General features: G+C 33.6%; 18 protein-coding genes and 1 riboswitch. Of the genes, 15 read left to right on the top strand and 3 right to left on the bottom strand.

What is annotated here, in order from left to right:
* Positions 1 to 57 precede the first annotated feature (57 nt).
* Together B8963_RS15010 and B8963_RS15015 are read left to right on the top strand one after the other, a co-directional pair.
* Complete coding sequence (locus tag B8963_RS15010) at positions 58 to 1,575, top strand: S41 family peptidase (RefSeq protein ID WP_084063025.1); 1,518 nt, start codon at positions 58 to 60, stop codon at positions 1,573 to 1,575.
* 109 nt (positions 1,576 to 1,684) lie between these two features.
* Complete coding sequence (locus B8963_RS15015) at positions 1,685 to 3,139, top strand: S41 family peptidase (protein WP_084063026.1); 1,455 nt, start codon at positions 1,685 to 1,687, stop codon at positions 3,137 to 3,139.
* 55 nt (positions 3,140 to 3,194) lie between these two features.
* On the opposite strand, the gene B8963_RS15020 is transcribed toward B8963_RS15015, so the two are convergent.
* The gene (locus B8963_RS15020; RefSeq protein ID WP_084063027.1) at positions 3,195 to 5,057 is read right to left on the bottom strand and encodes a TonB-dependent receptor plug domain-containing protein; all 1,863 of its coding nucleotides are present in this window, start codon (positions 5,055 to 5,057) and stop codon (positions 3,195 to 3,197) included.
* A gap of 72 nt (positions 5,058 to 5,129) precedes the next feature.
* Positions 5,130 to 5,367, bottom strand: a riboswitch (cobalamin riboswitch).
* Between the two features lie 242 nt (positions 5,368 to 5,609).
* Between B8963_RS15020 and B8963_RS15025 the strand changes: the two genes are divergently transcribed.
* From B8963_RS15025 to B8963_RS15050, 6 genes are all read left to right on the top strand, one after another.
* Positions 5,610 to 6,764: an ABC transporter substrate-binding protein gene (locus B8963_RS15025; protein WP_084063028.1), complete on the top strand. Its 1,155-nt coding sequence runs from the start codon at positions 5,610 to 5,612 to the stop codon at positions 6,762 to 6,764.
* A gap of 1 nt (position 6,765) precedes the next feature.
* Positions 6,766 to 7,797, top strand: coding sequence for a FecCD family ABC transporter permease (locus tag B8963_RS15030; RefSeq protein ID WP_143312554.1), 1,032 nt, complete (start codon positions 6,766 to 6,768; stop codon positions 7,795 to 7,797).
* Between the two features lie 11 nt (positions 7,798 to 7,808).
* On the top strand, positions 7,809 to 8,600 hold the full coding sequence (locus B8963_RS15035) for an ABC transporter ATP-binding protein (RefSeq protein ID WP_084063030.1): 792 nt from the start codon (positions 7,809 to 7,811) through the stop codon (positions 8,598 to 8,600).
* Between the two features lie 91 nt (positions 8,601 to 8,691).
* Entirely contained in the window at positions 8,692 to 10,077 is a 1,386-nt protein-coding gene (rmuC, locus tag B8963_RS15040; protein WP_084063116.1) for a DNA recombination protein RmuC, read from the top strand.
* 144 nt (positions 10,078 to 10,221) lie between these two features.
* Positions 10,222 to 10,587, top strand: coding sequence for a 6-phosphogluconate dehydrogenase (locus B8963_RS15045; protein ID WP_084063031.1), 366 nt, complete (start codon positions 10,222 to 10,224; stop codon positions 10,585 to 10,587).
* 2 nt (positions 10,588 to 10,589) lie between these two features.
* Positions 10,590 to 11,132: an acyl-CoA thioesterase gene (locus B8963_RS15050; RefSeq protein WP_200810852.1), complete on the top strand. Its 543-nt coding sequence runs from the start codon at positions 10,590 to 10,592 to the stop codon at positions 11,130 to 11,132.
* 67 nt (positions 11,133 to 11,199) lie between these two features.
* On the opposite strand, the gene pgl is transcribed toward B8963_RS15050, so the two are convergent.
* Both pgl and zwf read right to left on the bottom strand, forming a co-directional pair.
* Complete coding sequence (pgl, locus tag B8963_RS15055; RefSeq protein ID WP_084063033.1) at positions 11,200 to 11,913, bottom strand: 6-phosphogluconolactonase; 714 nt, start codon at positions 11,911 to 11,913, stop codon at positions 11,200 to 11,202.
* Between the two features lie 12 nt (positions 11,914 to 11,925).
* Positions 11,926 to 13,458 (bottom strand): glucose-6-phosphate dehydrogenase, encoded by a 1,533-nt coding sequence (gene zwf, locus B8963_RS15060; RefSeq protein WP_084063034.1) that lies wholly within the window; start codon positions 13,456 to 13,458, stop codon positions 11,926 to 11,928.
* Positions 13,459 to 13,671: 213 nt separating this feature from the next.
* Between zwf and gndA the strand changes: the two genes are divergently transcribed.
* The 7 genes from gndA to B8963_RS15095 all read left to right on the top strand — a co-directional run bounded on the left by gndA (position 13,672) and on the right by B8963_RS15095 (position 22,370).
* Positions 13,672 to 15,084, top strand: a complete 1,413-nt coding sequence (gene gndA / locus B8963_RS15065; RefSeq protein ID WP_084063035.1) for an NADP-dependent phosphogluconate dehydrogenase — start codon at positions 13,672 to 13,674, stop codon at positions 15,082 to 15,084.
* Between the two features lie 200 nt (positions 15,085 to 15,284).
* On the top strand, positions 15,285 to 16,079 hold the full coding sequence (locus tag B8963_RS15070) for an alpha/beta hydrolase (protein WP_159447305.1): 795 nt from the start codon (positions 15,285 to 15,287) through the stop codon (positions 16,077 to 16,079).
* Positions 16,080 to 16,093: 14 nt separating this feature from the next.
* Positions 16,094 to 16,486 carry a DUF4345 domain-containing protein gene (locus B8963_RS15075; RefSeq protein ID WP_084063037.1) on the top strand — a complete coding sequence of 131 codons (393 nt, stop codon included), beginning with the start codon at positions 16,094 to 16,096 and terminating at the stop codon, positions 16,484 to 16,486.
* 68 nt (positions 16,487 to 16,554) lie between these two features.
* Entirely contained in the window at positions 16,555 to 18,939 is a 2,385-nt protein-coding gene (locus tag B8963_RS15080) for a S9 family peptidase (RefSeq protein ID WP_084063038.1), read from the top strand.
* A gap of 220 nt (positions 18,940 to 19,159) precedes the next feature.
* On the top strand, positions 19,160 to 20,056 hold the full coding sequence (locus B8963_RS15085; protein ID WP_143312555.1) for a hypothetical protein: 897 nt from the start codon (positions 19,160 to 19,162) through the stop codon (positions 20,054 to 20,056).
* 206 nt (positions 20,057 to 20,262) lie between these two features.
* Positions 20,263 to 21,099, top strand: a complete 837-nt coding sequence (locus B8963_RS15090; protein WP_084063040.1) for an abortive infection family protein — start codon at positions 20,263 to 20,265, stop codon at positions 21,097 to 21,099.
* A gap of 230 nt (positions 21,100 to 21,329) precedes the next feature.
* The gene (locus B8963_RS15095) at positions 21,330 to 22,370 is read left to right on the top strand and encodes a nuclease-related domain-containing protein (RefSeq protein WP_084063041.1); all 1,041 of its coding nucleotides are present in this window, start codon (positions 21,330 to 21,332) and stop codon (positions 22,368 to 22,370) included.
* Positions 22,371 to 22,429: the final 59 nt, after the last annotated feature.

Consider the following 22,429-nt stretch of genomic DNA (forward strand, 5'->3'; position numbering starts at 1 on the left):
AGTCTTGTTTTGATTATATATTCTGGCACAATTTGTGCGCTAATTAAAGAAAAAACTATGAAAAAAATCCCCTTATTATTGGTATCGGCTTACTTATTTATTTTTACTGGCTGTAAAAAAGACGACCCTGCGGAACCAGAAATTATTACCCCAGATGTAGTTCTAAATAATGAAGTAAATGAATTTATTTGGAAAGGTATGAATTCTTGGTATTTATGGCAATCTGAAGTTTCTGTTTTGGCAGATAATAATTTTGCAGATAATAACGAATTCTACACTTATTTAAACGGATTTACTGAATCTCGCACTCTTTTCTCCAATTTGCAGACGACTAAAGACCGTTTCAGTGCCATAGTTAGTGATTATGATATTCTATTTAATTCATTTGCAGGTGTTGCAAAAACCTCTGGGGTTGAATATACCCTTGTTAGACCACCAGAAGGTGGAAATAGAGTTATTGGTGTTGTACGCTATATTATAAATGGTTCAGATGCCTCTTCTAAAGACATTAAAAGAGGAGATATTTTTTATGCAGTAAATGGTACTGAACTTTTTGCTGAAACTGACGCAACAGGTTCTATAACAAATAGTAATTTAGATTTACTGAATGCAGATTCATATACACTTAATTTGTCCACAATAGAAAATAATGTTACAACACCTAATGGCGTAAATGTTCCATTAACTCAGCAAGAATTAACTGAAAATCCAATTCTTATTTCAAAAGTAATTGAGACCAATGGTAAAAAAGTTGGTTACATCATGTATAACAGTTTTACAAGCAATTTTGACAGTCAGTTGAACGATGCGTTTCTTACTTTTAAAAATGCAAATATTGATGAATTGGTGGTCGACTTAAGATATAACCGTGGTGGATCTGTGCAGTCATCTATACGTTTGGGTAGTATGATTACAGGACAATTCACTGGTCAGCTTTTTTCAAGAGAAAAATGGAATGATAAATGGCAAGCACTATTTAGTTCAGATAATAATTTTACAAATACTGTTAATAATGCCGTTCTGAATAGTTTAGGTATGACTCGTGTTTTTATAATCGCAACAGACGATAGTGCTTCTGCTAGTGAATTATTAATTAATAGTTTAAAACCTTATATTGAAGTAGTTCATGTTGGTGATGTTACCGTTGGTAAAAACGAGTTTTCGGTTACTTTAGTAGACAATCCAGGACAACAAGCAGAGTTAACCAATGGAAGTTTTATAAGTCTGCCCTATATCGTTTTTAATGATAATTCTATTGCAGATGCAAATAGAAATCATAAATACGCAATGCAACCCCTAGTAGGTACTAATGAAAATGCAGATGGGTTTTCTGAGTTTACTACTGGTTTAGTACCAGATATAGAAATACCAGAAAGCCTAATTAATTTAGGTGAATTGGGTAATCCAACAGAGCCATTACTTGCAGCAGCTTTGGACAGAATTAATGGAACAACTGGTAAATCTTATTTGTTAACAACACCTAAAAATCTACAAATAAAAACGATAACAAGCTCCAATAAAATGAAACCGTTTAGAGATGTTATGTTGCAAGACACTAAAAAAATCTTCAAATAACTTTTAAGTTTATTTTGAAAAAAGCACTAATAAATGAATTTATTAGTGCTTTTAAAATTTTATACTTTTTAAATTTTTAATTGTAATTTAAGTTCTAATTCTGCAAAAAATGAAAAAATATTTATTTTTAATAGTAACGCTCGTCCTATTTTTAGGCTCGTGTACAGATAATGATGATGATTTTGTTCCAGTTGTTGAACCAGAAGCAGACATAGTTGTACAAGATTTTATGTGGAAAGCAATGAACTTTTGGTATTTCTGGCAAGCGGATGTTCCAAATTTATCTGACACTAAGTTCAGCACGAATCAAGAATACACAGATTTTCTAAAATCGGAAACTGATCCATTTATCTTTTTTGATAACTTAACCTACAGCGAAGACAGGTTTAGCTGGGCAGTAGAAGACTATAAAACATTAGTAAACTCATTTGCAGGCATTTCTAAAAGTAATGGCTTAGAATTTGGTTTGGTTAATTCTGCGAGCAGAGGCATTTTTGGGATTGTACGGTATGTAATTCCAAATTCTGACGCAGCCTCTAAAAACATTTCTAGAGGTGAAGTTTTTAATGGGGTGAATGGAATAACATTAACTCTTGAAAATTATAGCGAACTACTTTTCGGCTCTAATGATACATACACTCTAAATATGGCTGATATTACAGCAACCACCATTACGAGAAATGGAAAAGAAGTGAGTTTAACCAAACAGGAAGGTTTAAATGAAAATCCTGTTTTCATAACCAAAACAATAGAAACAGGTGGAAAAAAAATTGGTTACTTAATGTATAACCAATTTACAAATGAATATGATGAAGAACTAAATGCAGCGTTTGGGCAACTAAAAGCCGCAGGAGTAACTGATTTAGTTTTAGATTTTAGATACAATGGTGGTGGTTCTGTAAATTCAGCAAGATTGTTATCTAGTATGATATTTGGTACCACGACTTCCAATCTATTTTTACGTCAAATTTGGAACTCGAAATTAAATAGTCAATTATCTTCTGAAGATTATTTTGCTAATACTACTGAAAATGGCACTGCTATTAACACCTTAAATCTCTCTAAAGTTTATGTTCTTGTTAGTGCAAGCACAGCCTCTGCTAGCGAATTAGTAGTTAACGGATTAAGACCATATATGGATGTTTTCTTAATAGGAACAACTACAAGAGGAAAAAATGAATTTTCAATCACAATGGTTGACGACCCTAATCGATCAGGAGCTCCATTTATATATACTGAATCTAGAGAAAGTAGTATAAATTCAGAAAATAATTGGGCTATTCAACCCATTGTTGGACGTAATGAAAATGCTGCAGGTTTTTCTGATTACACAGCGGGTTTCACACCTGATGTAGAATTACCAGAGGATTTAACAAACTATAGTGTTTTAGGTGATGTAAATGAACCATTATTAGCAAAAGCAATTGAAGAAATTACTGGCGTTTCAGGCAAAAGAGATTTCACAGTAAATTCTCCAACTATATTAATGACAAGTTCTAAAATGTTTACACCAACAAAAGATAATATGTATTTAGATAAAGAAATTAAACTCAATTTCGAATAAAAATGTAAACTATAAAATAAAGGGTCGGCTAATTGCCGACCCTTTTTGGTTTATGCTATAAGCTTAAATTTAAACCTATTCTAACATTTCGACCACGAGTCGTAAACCCAACGACTTCGGTATACGTTTCATTTAACAAATTATCTACATTCAAAAATACCTTTAGCCTTTCTGACAGTATTTGATGACTCAAATAAATATTTACTAAAGAAAAAGCCTCTAATGGCACCTCTGAAAATGTATTAAAATCAGTATCTAAACGCTCTCCAACATAAGAGTAATTAACTGATGAAAAAGTTTTGTCTGAAATTTTATATGCTAGTGAAGTGTTTATTTTATGCTTGGGAATTCTAATCGCATTATCTCCTTTACGTTCTGTAAACGTATAGTTTGCGCTCCAATTAAAATCCGTAGCCATTTGCCAATCTAATTCTATTTCTAATCCTTGCGCATCAATAAAACCTTCGCCATTTTCATACCCGTTAGCCCCATAAACAATAGGATTTTCTTCGTTTCTGTTAAAATACAAGGTACTTAATCTTAAAGTATTGGTTGCAAATTCTAATCCTCCTTCTATAGTTCTGTTCTCTTCTGGCTGTAGTTCTGGATTAGCACCAAAAAATCCAAATAACTGCGTGAGTGCAGGGGTTATATACGACGTAGCATAAGAACTCAATACTTTTACATAACCAGCATCTAATTTATACACGTAAGACGGGTTTATATTGTAGACTACTTTTGAACCGTATTCAGAATTCGTATTTAAACGCGCTCCAACATTAAGATTTACACCTATTGGCGACACATATACAAGATTGGCGTATGGATCTGTAATGGTTATTTTCTTAAGTTCTGTAAATTCAGATTCATCTTGAATATAATTAACACCCAATATGGTGAACAATTCAGCATTGAAGGCGTACTTATTAAAAACATCAATAGTAAAATTATTTCCAACAAAATTAGACGGGAATGCACTAATATTTTCAGAATCATACTGAGCAAATGCTGCATTAATATTAAGCGATCCTTTAGGATTATAGGCAATTTTAGAGGATAATCCTACTCTTTCTTGTTGGCTTAAAAATTGATAAGGTGCATCAAACAATCCATAAGATTCGTCGTAATCTGTTCTAAGTTTTGTTTGATTCCCATAAATTTGTACGGTAAATTTTTCAGAAAAATTATACCCTATTTTTATATCCGTGCTGTACTCAGAAAATGGATCTTTTTCATTCTCCGTGGTTACAATATCCGATAATCCATTTGAATATCTATTGGAAAATCCAACTTGATAATTAAATTTAGACAAGGTACCAGATACCAAAGCGGTATTAGAGAATTCAGAAGCATTATAGTCTTGCTTTTCTGCTGTTTGTTGGGTTCCTACACTCGATTGAAAATTACCTGCTATAGCCTGTTTTGATGCTTTTATAGTGGTAATATTAATTACTGCTGTTGCCGCATTAGTGCCATAAAGTGTACTTGCAGCACCTTTAATAATCTCGATAGATTCAATATTCGCCGCATTTAATAATCTTAAATCGTACTCTGATGATGATGACGAAGGGTCCGACACACGCACACCATCGATAATAATTAACACCTGCTTTCCTCGGCCACCACGAGCATAAACTCCTAGAACGGCCCCTTCTCTACCTCTACTTCCTGTAATTTCTAAACCGCTTTTGGTGGTAATAATTTCGGCAACCGTTTTACCTTGGTTCCTTTGCATTTCTTCAGCAGTAATTTTAATTACTGTTTTACCAGAATTTTCACGTTTTAATTCAAAACGGGAGTCAGTAACCACTACTTCATTTAATTTTTGAAGTACCATTGAATCTTTTTGCTGCTCTTGCGCAGCAATACTTGTACATGCTAAAGTAATAGCACATAAACTTAAAAATTGTTTGTTCATTTCGATTTTTCGAATAAACGGGAGAATAGTATGTCTGTACCCATACGTAAACTTTTATCCCGAAAGTTTAACATTATTTTTTTGAATTTGGCAGGTCTCCTGACTTGTGTACTATCATTCACCTTCCCAAGTTAAACTCAGTGGTATTTTGAAGAAATGATAACCGCCTACTACGAACTGATTTTAAAACATCAGTGCCGATTTGGCTAAACTTACAGTTGCGGGAACAGCTCTAGATTTGCACTAGATTCCCTTTTAATCAACTTAATTTACTGATAAACTAAGTCGAACCTAAATTCCGGGCGAAGGTATTATTTATGCATAAAAAAGCAATATAGAATTCACTTTTTTTTATTCAATTTAATTAGCAACCAAATCACACCAACTATAAAATGGAGCGCTATTACCGCTGCTATGATGTAAATAACTACATTTGAACTGCTTCGCATACTAAAACTTTTAGCAAAAATAGTTCGCTAAACTGATTAAAAATGTGACTTTTGTTACCTTGCACTTAAATTTCTTATAAAATCTACATATATTTTAATTCCTATGAAATATTGCCTACTTCTAGCCTTCTTGTTTCAATTTTTATCTTGTAAAGAAGCACCAAAAGGTTTGGAAGAATCTTCTACAGCAAATAAAATAAAGAGTGAAGTAGCCATAAAATATGCCAAAGGATTTACTATAGAAAAATTAGATTCTGGCATTACTCTTATTAAAATTTCCTCGCCATGGCCCAATGCTGAAACGTCATTCACATATGCGCTTGTCCCTAAGGAAAAAGCAGCTTTTATTACATTAAACAAAGATGAATATGATGCTATAATTACTGTGCCTGTAGAAAATATAGTAGTCACCTCAACTACGCATATTCCCGCCTTAGAAGCATTAGAAGTTGAGAACAGTTTAATTGGTTTTCCAGACACCAAATATATTTCGTCCGAAAAAACACGTGCCTTAATTACAAATGGCCATGTTAAAGAATTAGGAAACAATGAATCTATTAATACAGAATTGCTTTTAACGCTAAAACCAGATCTTGTTATTGGGTTTAGTATTGATAGCCAAAACAAAACATACAATACCATACAACGCGCCAATATCCCTGTTGTTTACAATGGAGATTGGACCGAGGAAACTCCTTTAGGTAAAGCAGAATGGATTAAATTTTTTGGCCCCTTTTTTGGACTTGAAAAAAAAGCGGATGTTATTTTTAAATCGATTGAAACCTCCTATAATTCAGCCAAATCATTGGCGCAAAAAGCCACAAGCACACCCACGGTTTTGAGCGGGGCAATTTATAAAGATGTATGGTATGTACCAGGAGGGAAAAGCTGGGCTGCACAATTTATTTCTGATGCTAAAGCACATTATATTTATAAAGACACCAAGGAAACAGGAAGTTTGTCATTAAGTTGGGAAAATGTTTTGGAAAAAGGTAAAAATGCTGATTTTTGGATAGCTCCAGATGCCTTTACATCTTACTCAAAAATGCAAGAAAGCTCAGCACATTACCAACAATTTGATGCTTTTAATAGAAAAAATATTTATTCATTTGCAGCCACTACTGGTGCTACTGGAGGTTTATTATATTATGAATTGGCTCCAAGTAGGCCAGATTTAGTTTTAAAAGATTTAATTCATATTTTTCATCCAGAAATACTGCCGGATTATGAACCTTTCTTCTTTAAACCTTTAAAATAAAGTGCATCAAACTAAAACATACAGCTATTATTTTATAGTGCTTTTTATAGCGCTTGTGATACTTATGTTGGTGAATATTTCATTTGGTTCGGTTACTATTCCTTTTAAAAATACCTTAGCTGTTCTATTCACTAATGAAACTACAAACCAATCTTGGCATTATATTATTTGGGATTACAGAGTACCTAAGGCAATTACAGCAGTTTTAGTCGGTTCTGGATTGTCATTATGTGGCTTATTAATGCAGACCTTATTCAGAAATCCTTTGGCTGGTCCGTTTGTTTTAGGCATAAGTTCGGGAGCTAGCTTAGGTGCAGCTATACTAATCATGGGAGCTTCAGCATTCTCTAGTGTATTTTCCTTTTCAATTTTTAATGATACGACCTTAGCAATAGCTTCTAGCCTTGGTAGTTTTTTAGTGCTACTTGCGGTGCTTTCGGTTGCGTTAAAGATAAAAGACACCATGTCGCTTTTAATTATTGGCTTAATGTTTGGAAGTATCACAGGCGCCATAGTAAGTGTGCTTTCTTATTTTACGTCATCGGAAAATCTAAAACAATTCATCTACTGGTCGCTTGGTAGTTTAGGTGATTTATCGTGGTTACAACTGTTGTTATTAGGCAGTATTATCAGTATTGGAATTTTATTGAGTGTACTTTCTATCAAACCATTAAATGCCTTATTATTGGGTGAAAACTATGCCCAAAGTCTCGGAATAGCGCTAAAAAAATCGCGATTGCTTATCATTATTGCTACGGGTCTATTGGCCGGTTCCATAACAGCTTTTGCAGGACCAATTGCCTTTATAGGTTTGGCAGTTCCACATTTAACCCGACAAATATTTAATACCACAGAACATAAAATTTTAGTCCCAGCTGTTTTGCTTTACGGTGCAATTATTATGCTTGTTTGCGATAGTATTGCCCAATTACCAGGTTCCGCTAGTGTTTTGCCCATAAATGCCATTACAAGTATTGTAGGAGCGCCTGTGGTAATTTGGTTGCTTGTTAGAAAACGAAAAATGGTGTTTTAATATTTAAAACTATCGAAACGAAAGATCAAAATATCATCCTAAAAACAGATAACCTGAGTATTGGTTATAAAAGCAAAAAACAGGAAACTGTAATTGCTAAGGCTATTTCATTTTCTATTAAGCAAGGAGAGCTTGTGGCTATAGTTGGTGTAAACGGTATAGGCAAATCTACCTTATTGCGTACGTTAGGTAACCTACAACAAAAAATTGATGGCGTTGTTACGCTCGAAAACAAAAAACTTTCAGAATATTCCCCTACAAAACTTGCAACCAAAATTAGTTTGGTTTTAACAGAACCCATCGCATCAAAAAACCTTACTGTTCTCGAACTTATTGCTTTAGGCAGACAGCCGTATACCAATTGGTTAGGCACCTTAACCGAAGAAGATAAAATTAAAACAAAAGAAGCCATTACGTGGGTTGAAATTGAAGACCTACAACATAAAAAGTGTTTTGAATTAAGTGATGGTCAATTACAAAGAGTTATGATCGCTAGAGCTTTAGCCCAAGACACCCCTTTTATTTTAATGGATGAACCAACTTCGCATTTAGATTTGTATCATAAGGTGCAAATATTAAAATTGTTGCAAAGCATTGCACATAAAGCGAAAAAAACTATTCTATTTACCACCCACGAAATAGAAGTCGCAATCCAAATATGCGATAAAATGTTAATTCTTGGTAAAAATCAAAGTTATTTTGGAACACCATGTGAACTTATACAAGCGCATCATTTTGAAAAATTGTTTCCAACAGATATGATTCAGTTCGATGCAAATACGGGGAGTTTTAAAATTAAATAATTCACATCTGTTGTTAATAGGTTTTTATATTTATTCTATTTCTTTTAATAGTCAATCTAGTATCTTTACTTTTAGTTATTATGGCACTACTATGAACGAATACATTATCTTTTTACTTATTGGAATTCTATGCTTGCTATTAGGTTTCTTTTTAGGGAATTACATCCAAAAATTAAAAACTACCTCAACACAAAGTGCATTAGTAGAGCGCGAGGAACAGTTGCGTTTAAGTATAAGTTCTTTAGAACAAAAACTTGCTAAAGCAGAAGAAACCATTAGCGAGGTTCGTTCCTTAGCGGAGTTAGATAAGAATGAATTGCGGAATGAAAAGGAGCTATTGGGCAACCAAATTACACGCTACCAGGCAGATTTAGAGAATTTACAATTAAAAAATCGCGAACAAAAAGAAGAAGTAGAAAAGCTACAAGAAAAGTTTACTAAGGAATTTGAGAATTTAGCCAACAAAATTTTAGATGAAAAGAGTCTAAAATTCACCGAACAAAACAAAGAGAATATTAAAAATATTCTAACGCCACTTTCAGAAAAAATTCAGCTTTTTGAAAAGAAAGTTGAAGACAGTCAAAAAGAAAGTGTGGGTATGCATTCTGCGCTAAAAGAACAATTAGCACATTTACAAACTCAAAATTTAAAAATTACTCAAGAAGCAGAAAACTTAACCAAAGCATTAAAAGGGGATAGTAAAATGCAGGGGAATTGGGGGGAATTAGTGCTGGAGCGTGTTCTGGAAAAATCAGGATTAGAAAAAGACCGCGAATATACCGTGCAACAGAGTTTTACTAGAGAAGATGGCACAAGGGTTTTACCAGATGTCATTATAAATCTTCCTGACGGTAAAAAAATGATTGTCGATTCTAAAGTATCACTAACTGATTATGAACGTTACGTTAATGCTGAAGACGATCAAAAAGAAAAATATTTGAAGGATCATGTTAATTCGTTACGTCGACATGTAGACCAGCTTTCTGCCAAAAAATATGAGGATTTGTATGAAATGGAAAGTCCAGATTTTGTACTGCTTTTTGTACCTATAGAACCTGCTTTCGCTGTAGCGATAAACAACGATAACACCTTATACAATAAAGCTTTTGAACAAAACATTATTATTGTTACCCCGTCTACGCTCTTAGCAACCTTACGCACTATAGACAGTATGTGGAATAATGAAAAGCAACAGCGTAATGCCTTAGAAATTGCGCGACAAGCTGGTGCCTTATATGACAAATTTGAAGGTTTTGTGACTGATTTAATGAAAGTCGGCAAAAAAATGGATGAGGCTAAAGTTGAATATCGTGGTGCCATGAATAAGTTAGTTGATGGTCGTGGTAATATTATTACGAGTATTGAAAAACTCAAAAAAATGGGGGCAAAAGCTAAAAAATCTATTCCTGATAATTTACTGAATCGGGCACATGCCGACGATGATGACGATTTAGAAGAACCCAAACTTAATTTGTAAATTTAGTAGTGAATATTGGTTAATATCATAATAAATATTATTGCTACTGGCTTTCAAATAAAAATAAAATAGTGTCAAGAACATCAGTTAACTTTGGATCTAAACAGCTATAAACTTTAGCCTAAAAAATAAATAACTATAAAAATGAAAAAAGTATTAGGATTACTATTGCTAGGCATTATTGCCATTTTTGGCGCCTATTATGCCTTTGTGTATTTTGTACCCTACAGCGAAGGAATCCGCTCAGGAGAATTAATTAAAATAAGTCATAAAGGTGTTGCCATAAAAACTTGGGAAGGGGAAATTAGCCAAGGAATTTCTGGAGCACAAATATTTGAATTTTCCGTTTTGGATAAAGACCAAGAAGTAATTCAGAAATTACAAGATTATCAAGGCCAATATGTCAAGTTGAATTATGTAGAACGCTACAGAACTTTCTTCTGGTTAGGCGATACCAAATATTTTATTACTAAAGTGGAAAAAGAACAATCTCCAGGCTATAGAAATTAATTATGAAAGAATTTAAATCGTCGAAAGAATCAAGGGTTTCCATTACCGAGTTAATGCTGCCAGCACACTCCAATTTTGGTGGTAAGGTACATGGTGGTTATATTTTAAATCTAATGGATCAGATTGCCTTTGCCTGTGCTTCTAAACACTCTCGGAGTTATTGCGTTACTGCTTCGGTTAATAAAGTAGACTTTTTAAACCCTATTGAAGTTGGGGAATTAGTAACCTTGAAAGCTGCCGTAAATTACACCGGCAGAACCTCAATGGTTGTCGGCGTACGGGTAGAATCTGAAAATATTACTACAGGTAAAAAGAAACACTGCAACTCGTCATATTTTACCATGGTTGCCAAAGATATAGATGGCCAAAGCAAACCTGTTCCTGGGTTAATTATTGACGATGTTCAAGGGGTGCGTAGGTATGCTCGCAGTATGCAACGTAAATCTGAAGCCTCTTCTAGAAGCACACGATTTTATGCCGCTAATTTTAAAATGGAAGAACATTTGGCTTCCCTTGACGGTGAAAATGTAAAGCTGGATTTGTAAACCCCTAATCCCCAAAGGGGAATTAGGTTGAAGTATTAAATTAAAACGAGAGAAATCAAACTTTAAATTAATACAAGCCTTCGGCCGCTTCTTTATCTAAAAACCAAAGTAACTTTCCGGATGTTGGTTTAACTAAAGTGGCAGGATAATCCAAATACGATCCTTCTTCTTTAATGATCTCCTTTACTTTTTCTGCTTTACTGCTTCCAGTAACTAAAAAGGCAACTACTTCTGCGTTATTGATTATTCGCCCGGTAATTGACACTCGTTTTTGTCCAGATTCTGGATGAATTGCCACCACACAATTTTCTTGAGCCTCCCAAAGTTTAATTTCATGCGGAAAAATAGAAGCAGTATGTCCGTCATCACCCATACCCAAAATCACTAAATCGAACTTTGGCATTCCCAAATCTTGGGGTAATTTTTGATCCAAAAGATTACTGTAACTTATAGCTTCACTTTTAGGCTCATTTTCTCCATGAATTCTATAAATATTCGCTTCTGGAATCGCAATTTTTGAAAGCAAATGTGCAACGGTCATTTTATAATTACTTTCATCATCTGTAGGTAAAACACAGCGTTCATCTCCCCAATAAAAGAATACTTTAGACCAATCTATTTCTTTAGAAAAATGTGTCGCTAAATAATCGAATACAATTTTTGGGGTACTCCCACCAGAAAGTGCCACATGAAACTCACCTGTACCTTCCGCACTATCTTTAAAAAATGCAGAAAATTTTTCTGCTACTAGCTGTTTGCTTTTATATATTCTAACTTGCATCGTTATCTTTAATTAACATATTACACAGAATCCAGAATCATCTACTAAATGTGGGCCTGGATTCCGCCACGTATAATCCCCTTCTATTAAATCATCTGAATTTGTTGGTCCCCAAACTCCTGCAGAATAGCCATAGGTATTTACATCTTTACCATTTTCCCAGTAATTAAGAATTGGATCTACAAATGCCCAAGCTGCCTCCACTTCATCTGCCCTTGCATATAAGGTTGCATCGCCCTGCATAGCGTCTAATAACAAACGTTCATAGGCTTGCATAATGTTGGAATCTGATAAACTAGAGTAGTAAAAATCTAAGTTGGCACGTTCTACTTGAAAACCTTGTCCGGGTACTTTTACGCCAAATTTTAGTAAAATTCCTTCATCAGGCTGAATTCTAATAATCAATTTATTGTCCTTGTTATTTATATCTTGCTCTTTAAAAACTTGATGGTGTGGCGTTTTAAAATGAATCACCACTTCGGTTACCTTCGTCGGCATTCTTTTAGCAGTACGCACATAAAACGGAATATCCTTCCAGCGCCAATTGTCTACAAAAAACTTAATGGCTGCAAAGGTTTCTGTTTTAGAATTTGGGTCTACCCCTTCTTCTTCGCGGTAGCCTTTTACTTTCTCACCGTCTATTTCTGAGGCTACATATTGTCCTTTTATGGTATGATCAAAAAGCGTTTTTTCATCGGTCATAATTCGGAGCGATTTTAGTGCTTTTACTTTTTCATTACGTATTTCTTCTGCAGAAGAATTTATTGGTGGCTCCATGACAATTAAAGAAACTATCTGCAATAAGTGACTTTGAAACATATCGCGTAGCGCTCCAGATTTATCGTAATAACCACCTCTTTTCTCTACACCTACGGTTTCTGCATTGGTTATTTCTATATGATGTATATAATTTCGGTTCCAAAGGGGTTCAAAAATAGAATTAGCAAAGCGAGTAACTAATAAATTTTGAACAGTTTCTTTACCTAGATAATGGTCTATTCTATAAATCTGTTTTTCTTTAAAATACTTCTGAAGTCCTGTATTTAAATCTTTTGCAGTTTTTAAGCTATAACCAAAAGGTTTTTCTACTATAATACGTTTCCAACCTTCCGTTTCATTTGTAAGTCCTTGATTATGAAGATTTTTAGCAATAGCTTCATATAAACTAGGTGGAGTAGACAGGTAAAAAATATACTGATTAGACGTGTGGTATTTGCTATTTAAATCTCCTATGCGTTTTCCTAACAAATCATAATCGGTATCATAGTCACTGCCTAAATCTTCATAAAAAATCTTATCTGAAAATTTACTTACAAAATCAGCGTCTTCTGTACTAATAACATCTTTTAAATAGGCACTTTCTTGCACCACTTTTCTCCTAAATTCCCCATCGGTCATGGCACTTCTACTCGCCCCTAATACCACAAAATTCTCTGGTAAATGATTTCCCTTGTATAGGTTATAAATAGCAGGTATTAATTTTCTTGCGGTTAAATCTCCTGAGGCACCAAATATTATTAGCATTTGGTTCGCTGTTTTATTCATAATACAAGGTTCGTTTTAATGATATTTGTTTTATTTCTTATAATTAAAATAACATTGGTTAGTTTCCTTCAACAAACCACCCTATTTGGATATTTTAATTTAATTTTGAACTATATTTTCAGCTAAATTAAGACTATTTTACATCAATTAATAGCTTAGTTATACACATAACACAATATTGACATCTATTGTTGATAATAATAAAACATACAAATGGAGCATAAAGATTACGATTTTGGACTTGTAGGACTTGGCGTTATGGGACGCAATTTTATTTTGAACGTTGCCGATAATAATTTTAAAGCCTTTGGTTACGATTTAGATACCGAAAAAGTTGATGCACTTAAAACCGAAGGAGGAAATTTAGAACGTGTTAACGCAACTTCCGATATTAAAACCTTTGTAGATGCCTTAGCACAACCTCGAAAAATAATGCTTTTAGTTCCTGCTGGTAAAATTGTAGATAGTGTTATTGAAAATCTATTGCCATTTTTAGCTAAAGATGACATTATTATTGATGGTGGAAATTCATTCTTTACAGATACCGACCGCAGAGAAACCTATTTACAAGAAAAAGGGATTCACTTTTTTGGTTCTGGAGTTTCTGGTGGAGCCGAAGGTGCGCGTAAAGGACCAAGTATAATGCCCGGTGGAAATAAAGAGGCCTACCAACACGTAAAACCTATTTTTGAAGCGGTTTCGGCTAAATTTAAAGGCGAACCTTGCGTGGCTTATTTAGGACCAAAATCAGCAGGAAACTACGTGAAAATGGTGCATAATGGCATTGAATACGGACTGATGCAATTAACCTCAGAAATTTACGATCTTCTAAGAAAATCATGCGGACTAACTAATGAAGAATTACATGCTACTTTCGATGCTTGGAATAAAGGGAGACTTCAATCTTTTTTAATTGAAATAACTTCTGAAATATTTGAACAAAAAGATGATAAAGCCGAAGGTTATTTGGTAGATAAAATTTTAGATAAAGCCAAACAAAAAGGGACAGGAAAATGGACATCGCAAAATGCAATGGATTTAGGTATCCCTGTTCCATCTATTGATATTGCTGTAAGTATGCGTGAAATTTCTGCTTTAAAAGAAGAACGCGTGCTTGCCGATACCTTATACGACAGACCAAAACCAGGCAAAATTGATAAGAATGAATTACTTACCATGGCTGAAGAGGCTTTGTATTTTGCTTTTATCACTACATATGCACAAGGTTTACATCAGCTGGCAGATGCATCAAAAGAATACCAATACCAACTAGATATGTCTGTTATTGCTAAAATATGGCGTGCAGGTTGTATTATTAGAGCAGGCTTATTAGAGGATATTTCTTCCGCCTTTTCAGCAGATAAGCAGCTTCCAAATTTATTGCTAGCGCCTACTTTTGTGCCCAAAGTGCAGGAAACGGTTGCTTCAGCACGTGAGCTAGTAGCTTATGCAGCTAAAAGTGGAATTCCACTTCCAGGATTATCAAATTCTTTAGTGTATTTTGATGCCTACACCTCTAGTAATTTACCTTTAAATTTAATACAAGCACAACGAGATTATTTTGGTTCCCATACCTATGAACGTACTGATATGGAAGGTATTTTCCATACCGAATGGGGTGCATAAAATAGGCCATTATAACCCTTTAAATTAACCTACAATAACTCGTTGTGGGTAATTGTTTTATAAAAATCTTTATTGCTTTATACCTTTAAGAAAAAATAGTAAGAATATATCATCCTATGAAAAACATCCTATCTCTCTTAGTACTAATTAGCTTTACCCTGTCTTCATTTTCACAAAGTCAAGTTTTAGAAAGCCTAACTATGGAAAGTAAGATTTTAAAATCTACCATACAGTTTTCTGTGTATTTACCAGATGGCTACGACACTTCAAAACGCCAATATCCTGTGGTATATTTACTTAATGGCTACACTGGCGATGAACGCGATTGGATTCAATTTGGGAATATTCAACGTATTCTCGATGAAGAGATTGAAAAAAGCAACGTAACCGAAATGATTGTTGTGATGCCAGATGGCGATGATCGACTTTACATGAATAAAACAGATGGCTCTTATGCTTATGAAGATATGTTCATCCAAGAGTTTATTCCCTTTGTAGAAAACAAATATCGCATAAGAAAAGAAAAGCAATTCCGAGGCATTAGTGGCTTGTCTATGGGAGGTTTGGGCACACTAAACCTTGCCCTAAAACACCATGAAGTTTTCGGTGCCTGTGCTGCTTATAGCTCAGCAATATTTGCTGAGAACGAAGTACTTAAAATGGACCAAACCGCTTTTGACAATTATTTTGGACGAACCTTAACCAAGGCTAAAGGTCTTAGTGATAAAAATAGACTTACCGAAGATTATAAAGCCTATAACGTTCTAAATCTTGTAGAAAATAAAGATGCAGAACTTTTAAAATCAGTTAAAATTTATTTTGATTGTGGAGATGATGATTTTCTGACTGTAGGAAATTCGTTGTTACACATAGCCTTAAAGCAAAAAAACATACCCCATGAATACCGTGTAAGAGATGGTGCACATACCTGGGAATATTGGCGCACTTCTTTACCAATAGGCTTGGCCTTTATTAGTAAAACTATAATGCGCTAATTATACCCGCTACCATGTTCCAAAATCCGAAATATAAAAATCTACACTTAATACTTTCCGCCATTATCGTGTTAAGTGTTAGTATTGTGTATGGAGGAAACCCTAGTGTATTTTTACTCCAAGTTTTCGGGTTTGAAGTGCATGCTTTAGAACTTAAAAATATATTACGTGCCGTTATGGGCTTATATATTGCCTTTGGTAGTTTTTGGGTGGTCGGAGTTTTAAAACCACAGTATTGGCATGCTGCCACACTCTGCAATATTCTTTTTATGGGAGGATTATCTTTCGGTAGAATTATTAGTACCCTTTTCGATGGCGTATCACCGCAGTTTACGGTTGCCTTAGTACTAGAAATACTATTCTTTTTCTGGGGCGTCTACAATCTTAAGTTATATAGCAAACCGTAGCGTATAGTAAATTCTGTTACTATTTAGTATCTTTCCTATTCGTTAGACCAAACTAAATTAGTTAACAAATGAAAAAAAGTTTACTGCTCACTGTCACATTTTTTGTTACCACTATAACTCTTAGCGCACAAGAGGTAAATACATCAACTTTAAAAATAAATGAAATCATGAAGGGTGATGACTTTGTTGGTCATTTGCCTTCTAATATAAACTGGTCTAGTGATGGCAAAACCATTTATTTTGATTGGAATCCGGATGGTGCTGCACTGAGTGATTCCCTTTACGGCTATCAATTAAAATCTGGGAAAATTGATAAGATAGATTTTGAAACATCTTATAAGCTTCCTAGTTTCTATGGCACATTTAATGCATCAAAAACCAAAAAAGTGTATGAAAAGTATGGAGATATTTATATGCTAGATGTCGCAACCCATACCATTTTTCAAATTACGAATACTACGGATCGTGAACGAAGTCCTTATTTCATTCAAAACGACAGTAAAATAGCTTTTGAAAAAGGAGATAATATTTACATCTGGACTATCGCTACGGGAGCTACCCAACAGGTAACTAATTTTACCGATAAAAAAGAGAAAAAGGATAAGAAAAGTGATCGAGACGAATGGTTAATGAACGACCAATTAGCGCTTTTTGAGGTACTGCGAGAACGCAAGCATAAGAATGACGAAGAAGAGAAACTTAATAAACGATCCGAAGGTAAATCGCCTTTAGAAATATACACAGAAGGAAAATCTATTTTTAGCCAACAAGTGAGTCCTAATGGTGATTTTGTTACCTATTTAGCCGTAAAAAGAGAATCCAACAAAAGAACCATAGTGCCACATTATGTCACTGAATCGGGCTATACCGAAGATCAGAATACGCGATCTAAAGTTGGTGATGATCCAACCAGCTATGAATTGTTTATTTATGACATCAACAAAAGAAAAGTAATACCTGTTGTTTTAGATAGTGTAGGTTTAGAAGGCTTAAATTACATTCCTGAATACACCAAAGAATACCCAGAGAAAACCTATAAAAATGACAATCGCATAGGGTATATTGCAGGTCCTATTTGGAGTAAAGATGGCAAAAAGGCGGTAATTGATATCAATTCCAACGATTATAAAGACCGTTGGATTGCCTTATTAAACCTCGAAAACGGAACCGTTACCACTTTAGACCATCAACACAATGAAGCTTGGATTGCAGGCCCAGGTATTGGAGGTTATGGTGGTGGCACAATGGGTTGGATGCCCGATGATAAAAGTATCTGGTTTCAATCTGAAATAACAGGCTATTCGCATTTATACACCATGGATGTTTTTTCAAAAAAAGCAAAAGCCTTAACCTCTGGTAATTTTGAAATTTACGATCCGTTTCTATCCAAAGACAAATCGCGTTGGTATTTTACCGCCAACAAAAACCATCCGGGTGACCGTCAATTTTATAGCATGCCTATAAACGGCGGGAAATTACAACAACTCACCACTGAAGTTGGTAATAATGAAGTTTACCTATCGCCCGATGAACGCACTATGGCGGTGCTCTACTCCTACTCCAATAAACCTACAGAGTTGTTTACCAGCCCTAATCCTATTTTTACAAAAACGGCAAGCCAATTAAAACAGATTACATTTTCTACGACCGAAGAATTTCAAAGTTATGATTGGAGAGCACCAGAGGTCATTACCTTTAAAGCCGCCGATAATGCCACCGTTTACGCTCGCTTATACCAACCAAAAACGGCAGTTAAAAATAAAGCAGCTGTAGTTTTTGTGCATGGTGCAGGCTATTTACAAAACGCACACCAATGGTGGAGCAGTTATTTTAGAGAATACATGTTTCATAATTTATTGGTAGATAATGGCTATACCGTATTGGATATTGATTATAGAGGTAGTGCTGGTTATGGTAGCGATTGGCGTACGGGCATTTACAGGCATATGGGTGGCAAAGACTTATCGGACCAGGTAGATGGAGTACAACATTTACTAAACAACTATGGTATTGATAAAGACAAAGTTGGCATTTATGGTGGTTCCTACGGAGGGTTTATTACCCTTATGGGCATGTTTAATGCGCCAGAAACCTTTAAAGCAGGTGCGGCAATACGCTCTGTTGGCGATTGGGCTGCCTATAACCATGGCTATACCGCACGTATTTTAAACACGCCAGTTACCGATAGTTTAGCTTACCGCAGAAGTTCACCTATTTATTTTGCAGATGGCCTGCAAGGCGATTTGCTTATTTTACATGGAATGATAGATGATAATGTACATTTTCAAGATATGGTGCGTTTATCACAAAAACTTATAGAACTAGGCAAACCCAATTGGGAAATGGCCGTATACCCTGTAGAACGCCATGGTTTTGTGGAGCCTAGTAGCTGGACCGATGAATACAAGCGTATTTACAAGCTTTTTCAAGAAAGCTTGCTCAATATTAAATAGTTGGAATTAATGCGTTCTACACGCCTAGCATAAGCCTTAAAAAAGCAGTATTTTATCGGAGATTTTAAACCAATCATAGAAATTTGAGTAAACCTCTTACAAAGTTTAAAGAAAAACACTTTGTACGTGAAAAATTGCTCTTATTTTAGGGATTAAGAATAGCGTTGGGAGAATTAAGGTTATTGATATTCCATTGTTAGCTACAATTTCAAAGAAACAAATGAAGTGGATTTTAACCTTACTAATTTTTAGTGTTTGTTCGCAAAACTCCTTTGCATCAAGTCCGCAGGTTCCTGACTATTTGATTTATAAAAAAGATACAATTCCGACTTATAACTTATTGGTTGAACATTATCTTCAAAAAACACAAGATGACAAAGGCAGGTTATTTGATTTAAGTTTCAGAAATTCTATTGACGGAACTTTGGGCAGTTCATTAAATTGCTGGAGAGGCTACCAAGCGATTTACAAAATAGAAAACGACAGCCTGTTCGTAACTGAACTTATTAATTGTCATTCTTTAAAAGACAAAACACCAAACCCAAATAATTACCTCAGGGAATTATTTGGTGACAAAGTCAAGAACAACAAAGTTTTTATAGATTGGTTTAGTGGAAATATAAGTTTCCCTTCAAAAAGAAATAACAATACAGAATTACGCTGGGACGGAGTATTTGAAAGAATATTTTTATACGAGACAATCTTGACAATAGGAACTGGAAAAGTAATTCAAACAAAGGACGAACAAAATTATATTGATTTAAAAAACGGGATTGAAAGACTTAAACAATATTCAACAAGGAACACCATATTTGATAGAATTAAAAACTACAAATGGACTAAACTTGATAAATTCGATTGTTCTGAATTATATTCAATAACAATCGGAAAAGATGGAAAGGTTACTGATGTAACCATGACTGAATATCAGAAGAAAGAATCAATTAAGGAATATTGGGACACAAAAAGAGAATACAATCATTGTATAAAGTCTATCCAAAAATCGTTATCGAATTTACAGTTTGATATTGTAAAAAGAAAGGGAGAACCAATAGAGGAAAAAGTGTCTATTGAAATGTGGTTCAATAAAGATGGTACTATTGAAAAATTGGACTGAACAAAAACTGTAGCTAACATTATATATGAAATCAGAGCAAAGTTTAGTGCCAGATCGAAAGGTCATTTCCTTTTTGCAAAGGCGCTATATTTTATAAATTGAATAAGAAATAAAAATGCGCAGATAGATCGATTGGTTCAGGCTTTTTTGCCTTGCTTCGATTCATATATTTGGCGTTGTGCATAATTTAAAACCAAACTCAAAAATTGGCTGTATTAGACTATAAAGAGAAATTTTTAATCGAAAAACTATTTGATATGCCAACTGGCTATGTAATGGATTTTTCAAATAATACTTTTCAATCATTTGTATATGATAGCATTAAAGTAAATATTTATGACGACAAATATTTTTATGCAAGTGGTTCAAAAGCGAATAGATTAAGAGGTTTTTTTGCAGAAGAACCAAGTTATAAAGTAGGTCAATTAATTTCTGCTCTTTTAGATTATTGGCATACTAAAGCAATTGCGAGAGAAAACGGATTCGATTATGAAAGAGACAAGAATATTTACAACGAGTGTTTAAAAATTGCAAAAAAACTAAAGGAAGAAAAAATAGTTGAAGAAATAGAAGTAATTAAAGAGGTTGAAAATGACAGGGATTTCAATTTACTTGCAAAATCAATTAGAGAAAGTATCGACAAAAATGAACCAGAATCGGCTTTAGACAGACTACACACATACGTTATGAAATTTATTCGACAACTTTGTGAAAATCATAAAATCGAAATAAGGAAAGAAGAATCTTTAAATGCAATTTTTGGAAAATATGTAAAATTTATAGTTGCTAATGAAAAAATAGAATCGCAAATGACTGAAAGAATTTTAAAATATTCAATCAATGTCATAGAAGCATTTAATGATATTAGAAATAATAGAAGTTTTGCACACGATAATCAAATTTTGAACTATGCAGAAAGTGTACTGATTTTTAATAATGTAACAAATTCAATTAAGTTCATTGAAACCGTTGAAAAAACTATTGAACAAGAAAATAATATAGAACAAACCGAAACAGCAGATTGGGAAGATTTACCTTTCTGAATAAAAAAACTATGCACAACAATGGCTAAACGTAATGCGGACTTTTGTGCTAAATCGAAAGGTCTGTGTACATTTATGAAGTCGCTAAATCTTTGGGATTTAGCTTTGGACAAAAAAAGAAAAAGCGAAACCAAAAGCTTTAGCCTGGTGCGAAGATGTAAACAAAAAGTTTCTTTGCCATATTACTATGTTCAGCTAAACCGTTGGTTATAATTTGAGAAATTTTCTAAATGGCTAGAATAATTGGAACAATAGAATCATTAAAATCTCTAAAATCTGAGTTAAAAAATAAAAGAATTACAAGATTCAATTCCGTAAGGGAAATTAATCAGTTTTTAACAAATTATAATTCAGAAAAACTTACAATACTTAATGACACATCAGATAAGTTAGAAATAGAATATTCTGAAACTTGTATTAACCTTAAACAAAAAATTAAAAACAAAGCTCAAATAATCAATTTAGAGACCGAAAGAATAGACAAAAGAATTTCTGAATTAAAGACAAAAATTGATTTATTTCAAAGTAACGAAGGTGATAATTTAATAAAAAAATTACTTTCAAGCCTAAGACATTATTATTTAAAAAATCAATCCAATCATTTTGCTAAAAATAAATCTAAACTGATAAGTTTATCTATAAAAGAAATTTCAAAAAATATAGAACATGATGAACTTTTTATAAAAGAATATGAAACTGAAAAACAAGACCTGATTGAAAAAAGAGCAAAATATAAAATTGAAAAATTAGAATATACACGGAGTATCTTAGAAAATTCAAAAAATCTAATTTCAGGAGCAATAGGAGAAAATTTAGTAGTAAAAGAAATTAAGAAACTTTCGGATGATTATGTTTTAATTAATGATTTTAAATTGAATTTTTCTCAACCCATTTTTTACAAAAAGCATAACGAGAGAATTAAATCCATACAAATTGACCATCTCTTAATTTCAAAAGCTGGTATTTTTATAATAAAAACAAAAAATTGGAGTAAATCATCAGTTAATTCTTTAAACTTAAGGTCGCCAATTAGACAAATTGAAAGGGCAAATTTTGCTCTTTATGTTTATATTTCTGAAAATATAACCTTAAAAGCACATCATTGGGGGGAACAGAAAATACCAATTAGAAATTTAATTGTTATGATTAATAATAAGCCAAAAGTTAAATTTAAATATGTAAATGTAAAATTACTAAATGAATTAAACGATTACATAAGATATTTTGATCCTATTTTAACTGATAATCAATTAAATAAAATTATAATTTAATTAACGGGATGAAAACTACAGAAACAAAGTATAAAATTAATAATCACTGCAAGTTGGTA

This window comes from Cellulophaga tyrosinoxydans, from assembly GCF_900176415.1.
Classification (GTDB): domain Bacteria; phylum Bacteroidota; class Bacteroidia; order Flavobacteriales; family Flavobacteriaceae; genus Cellulophaga; species Cellulophaga tyrosinoxydans.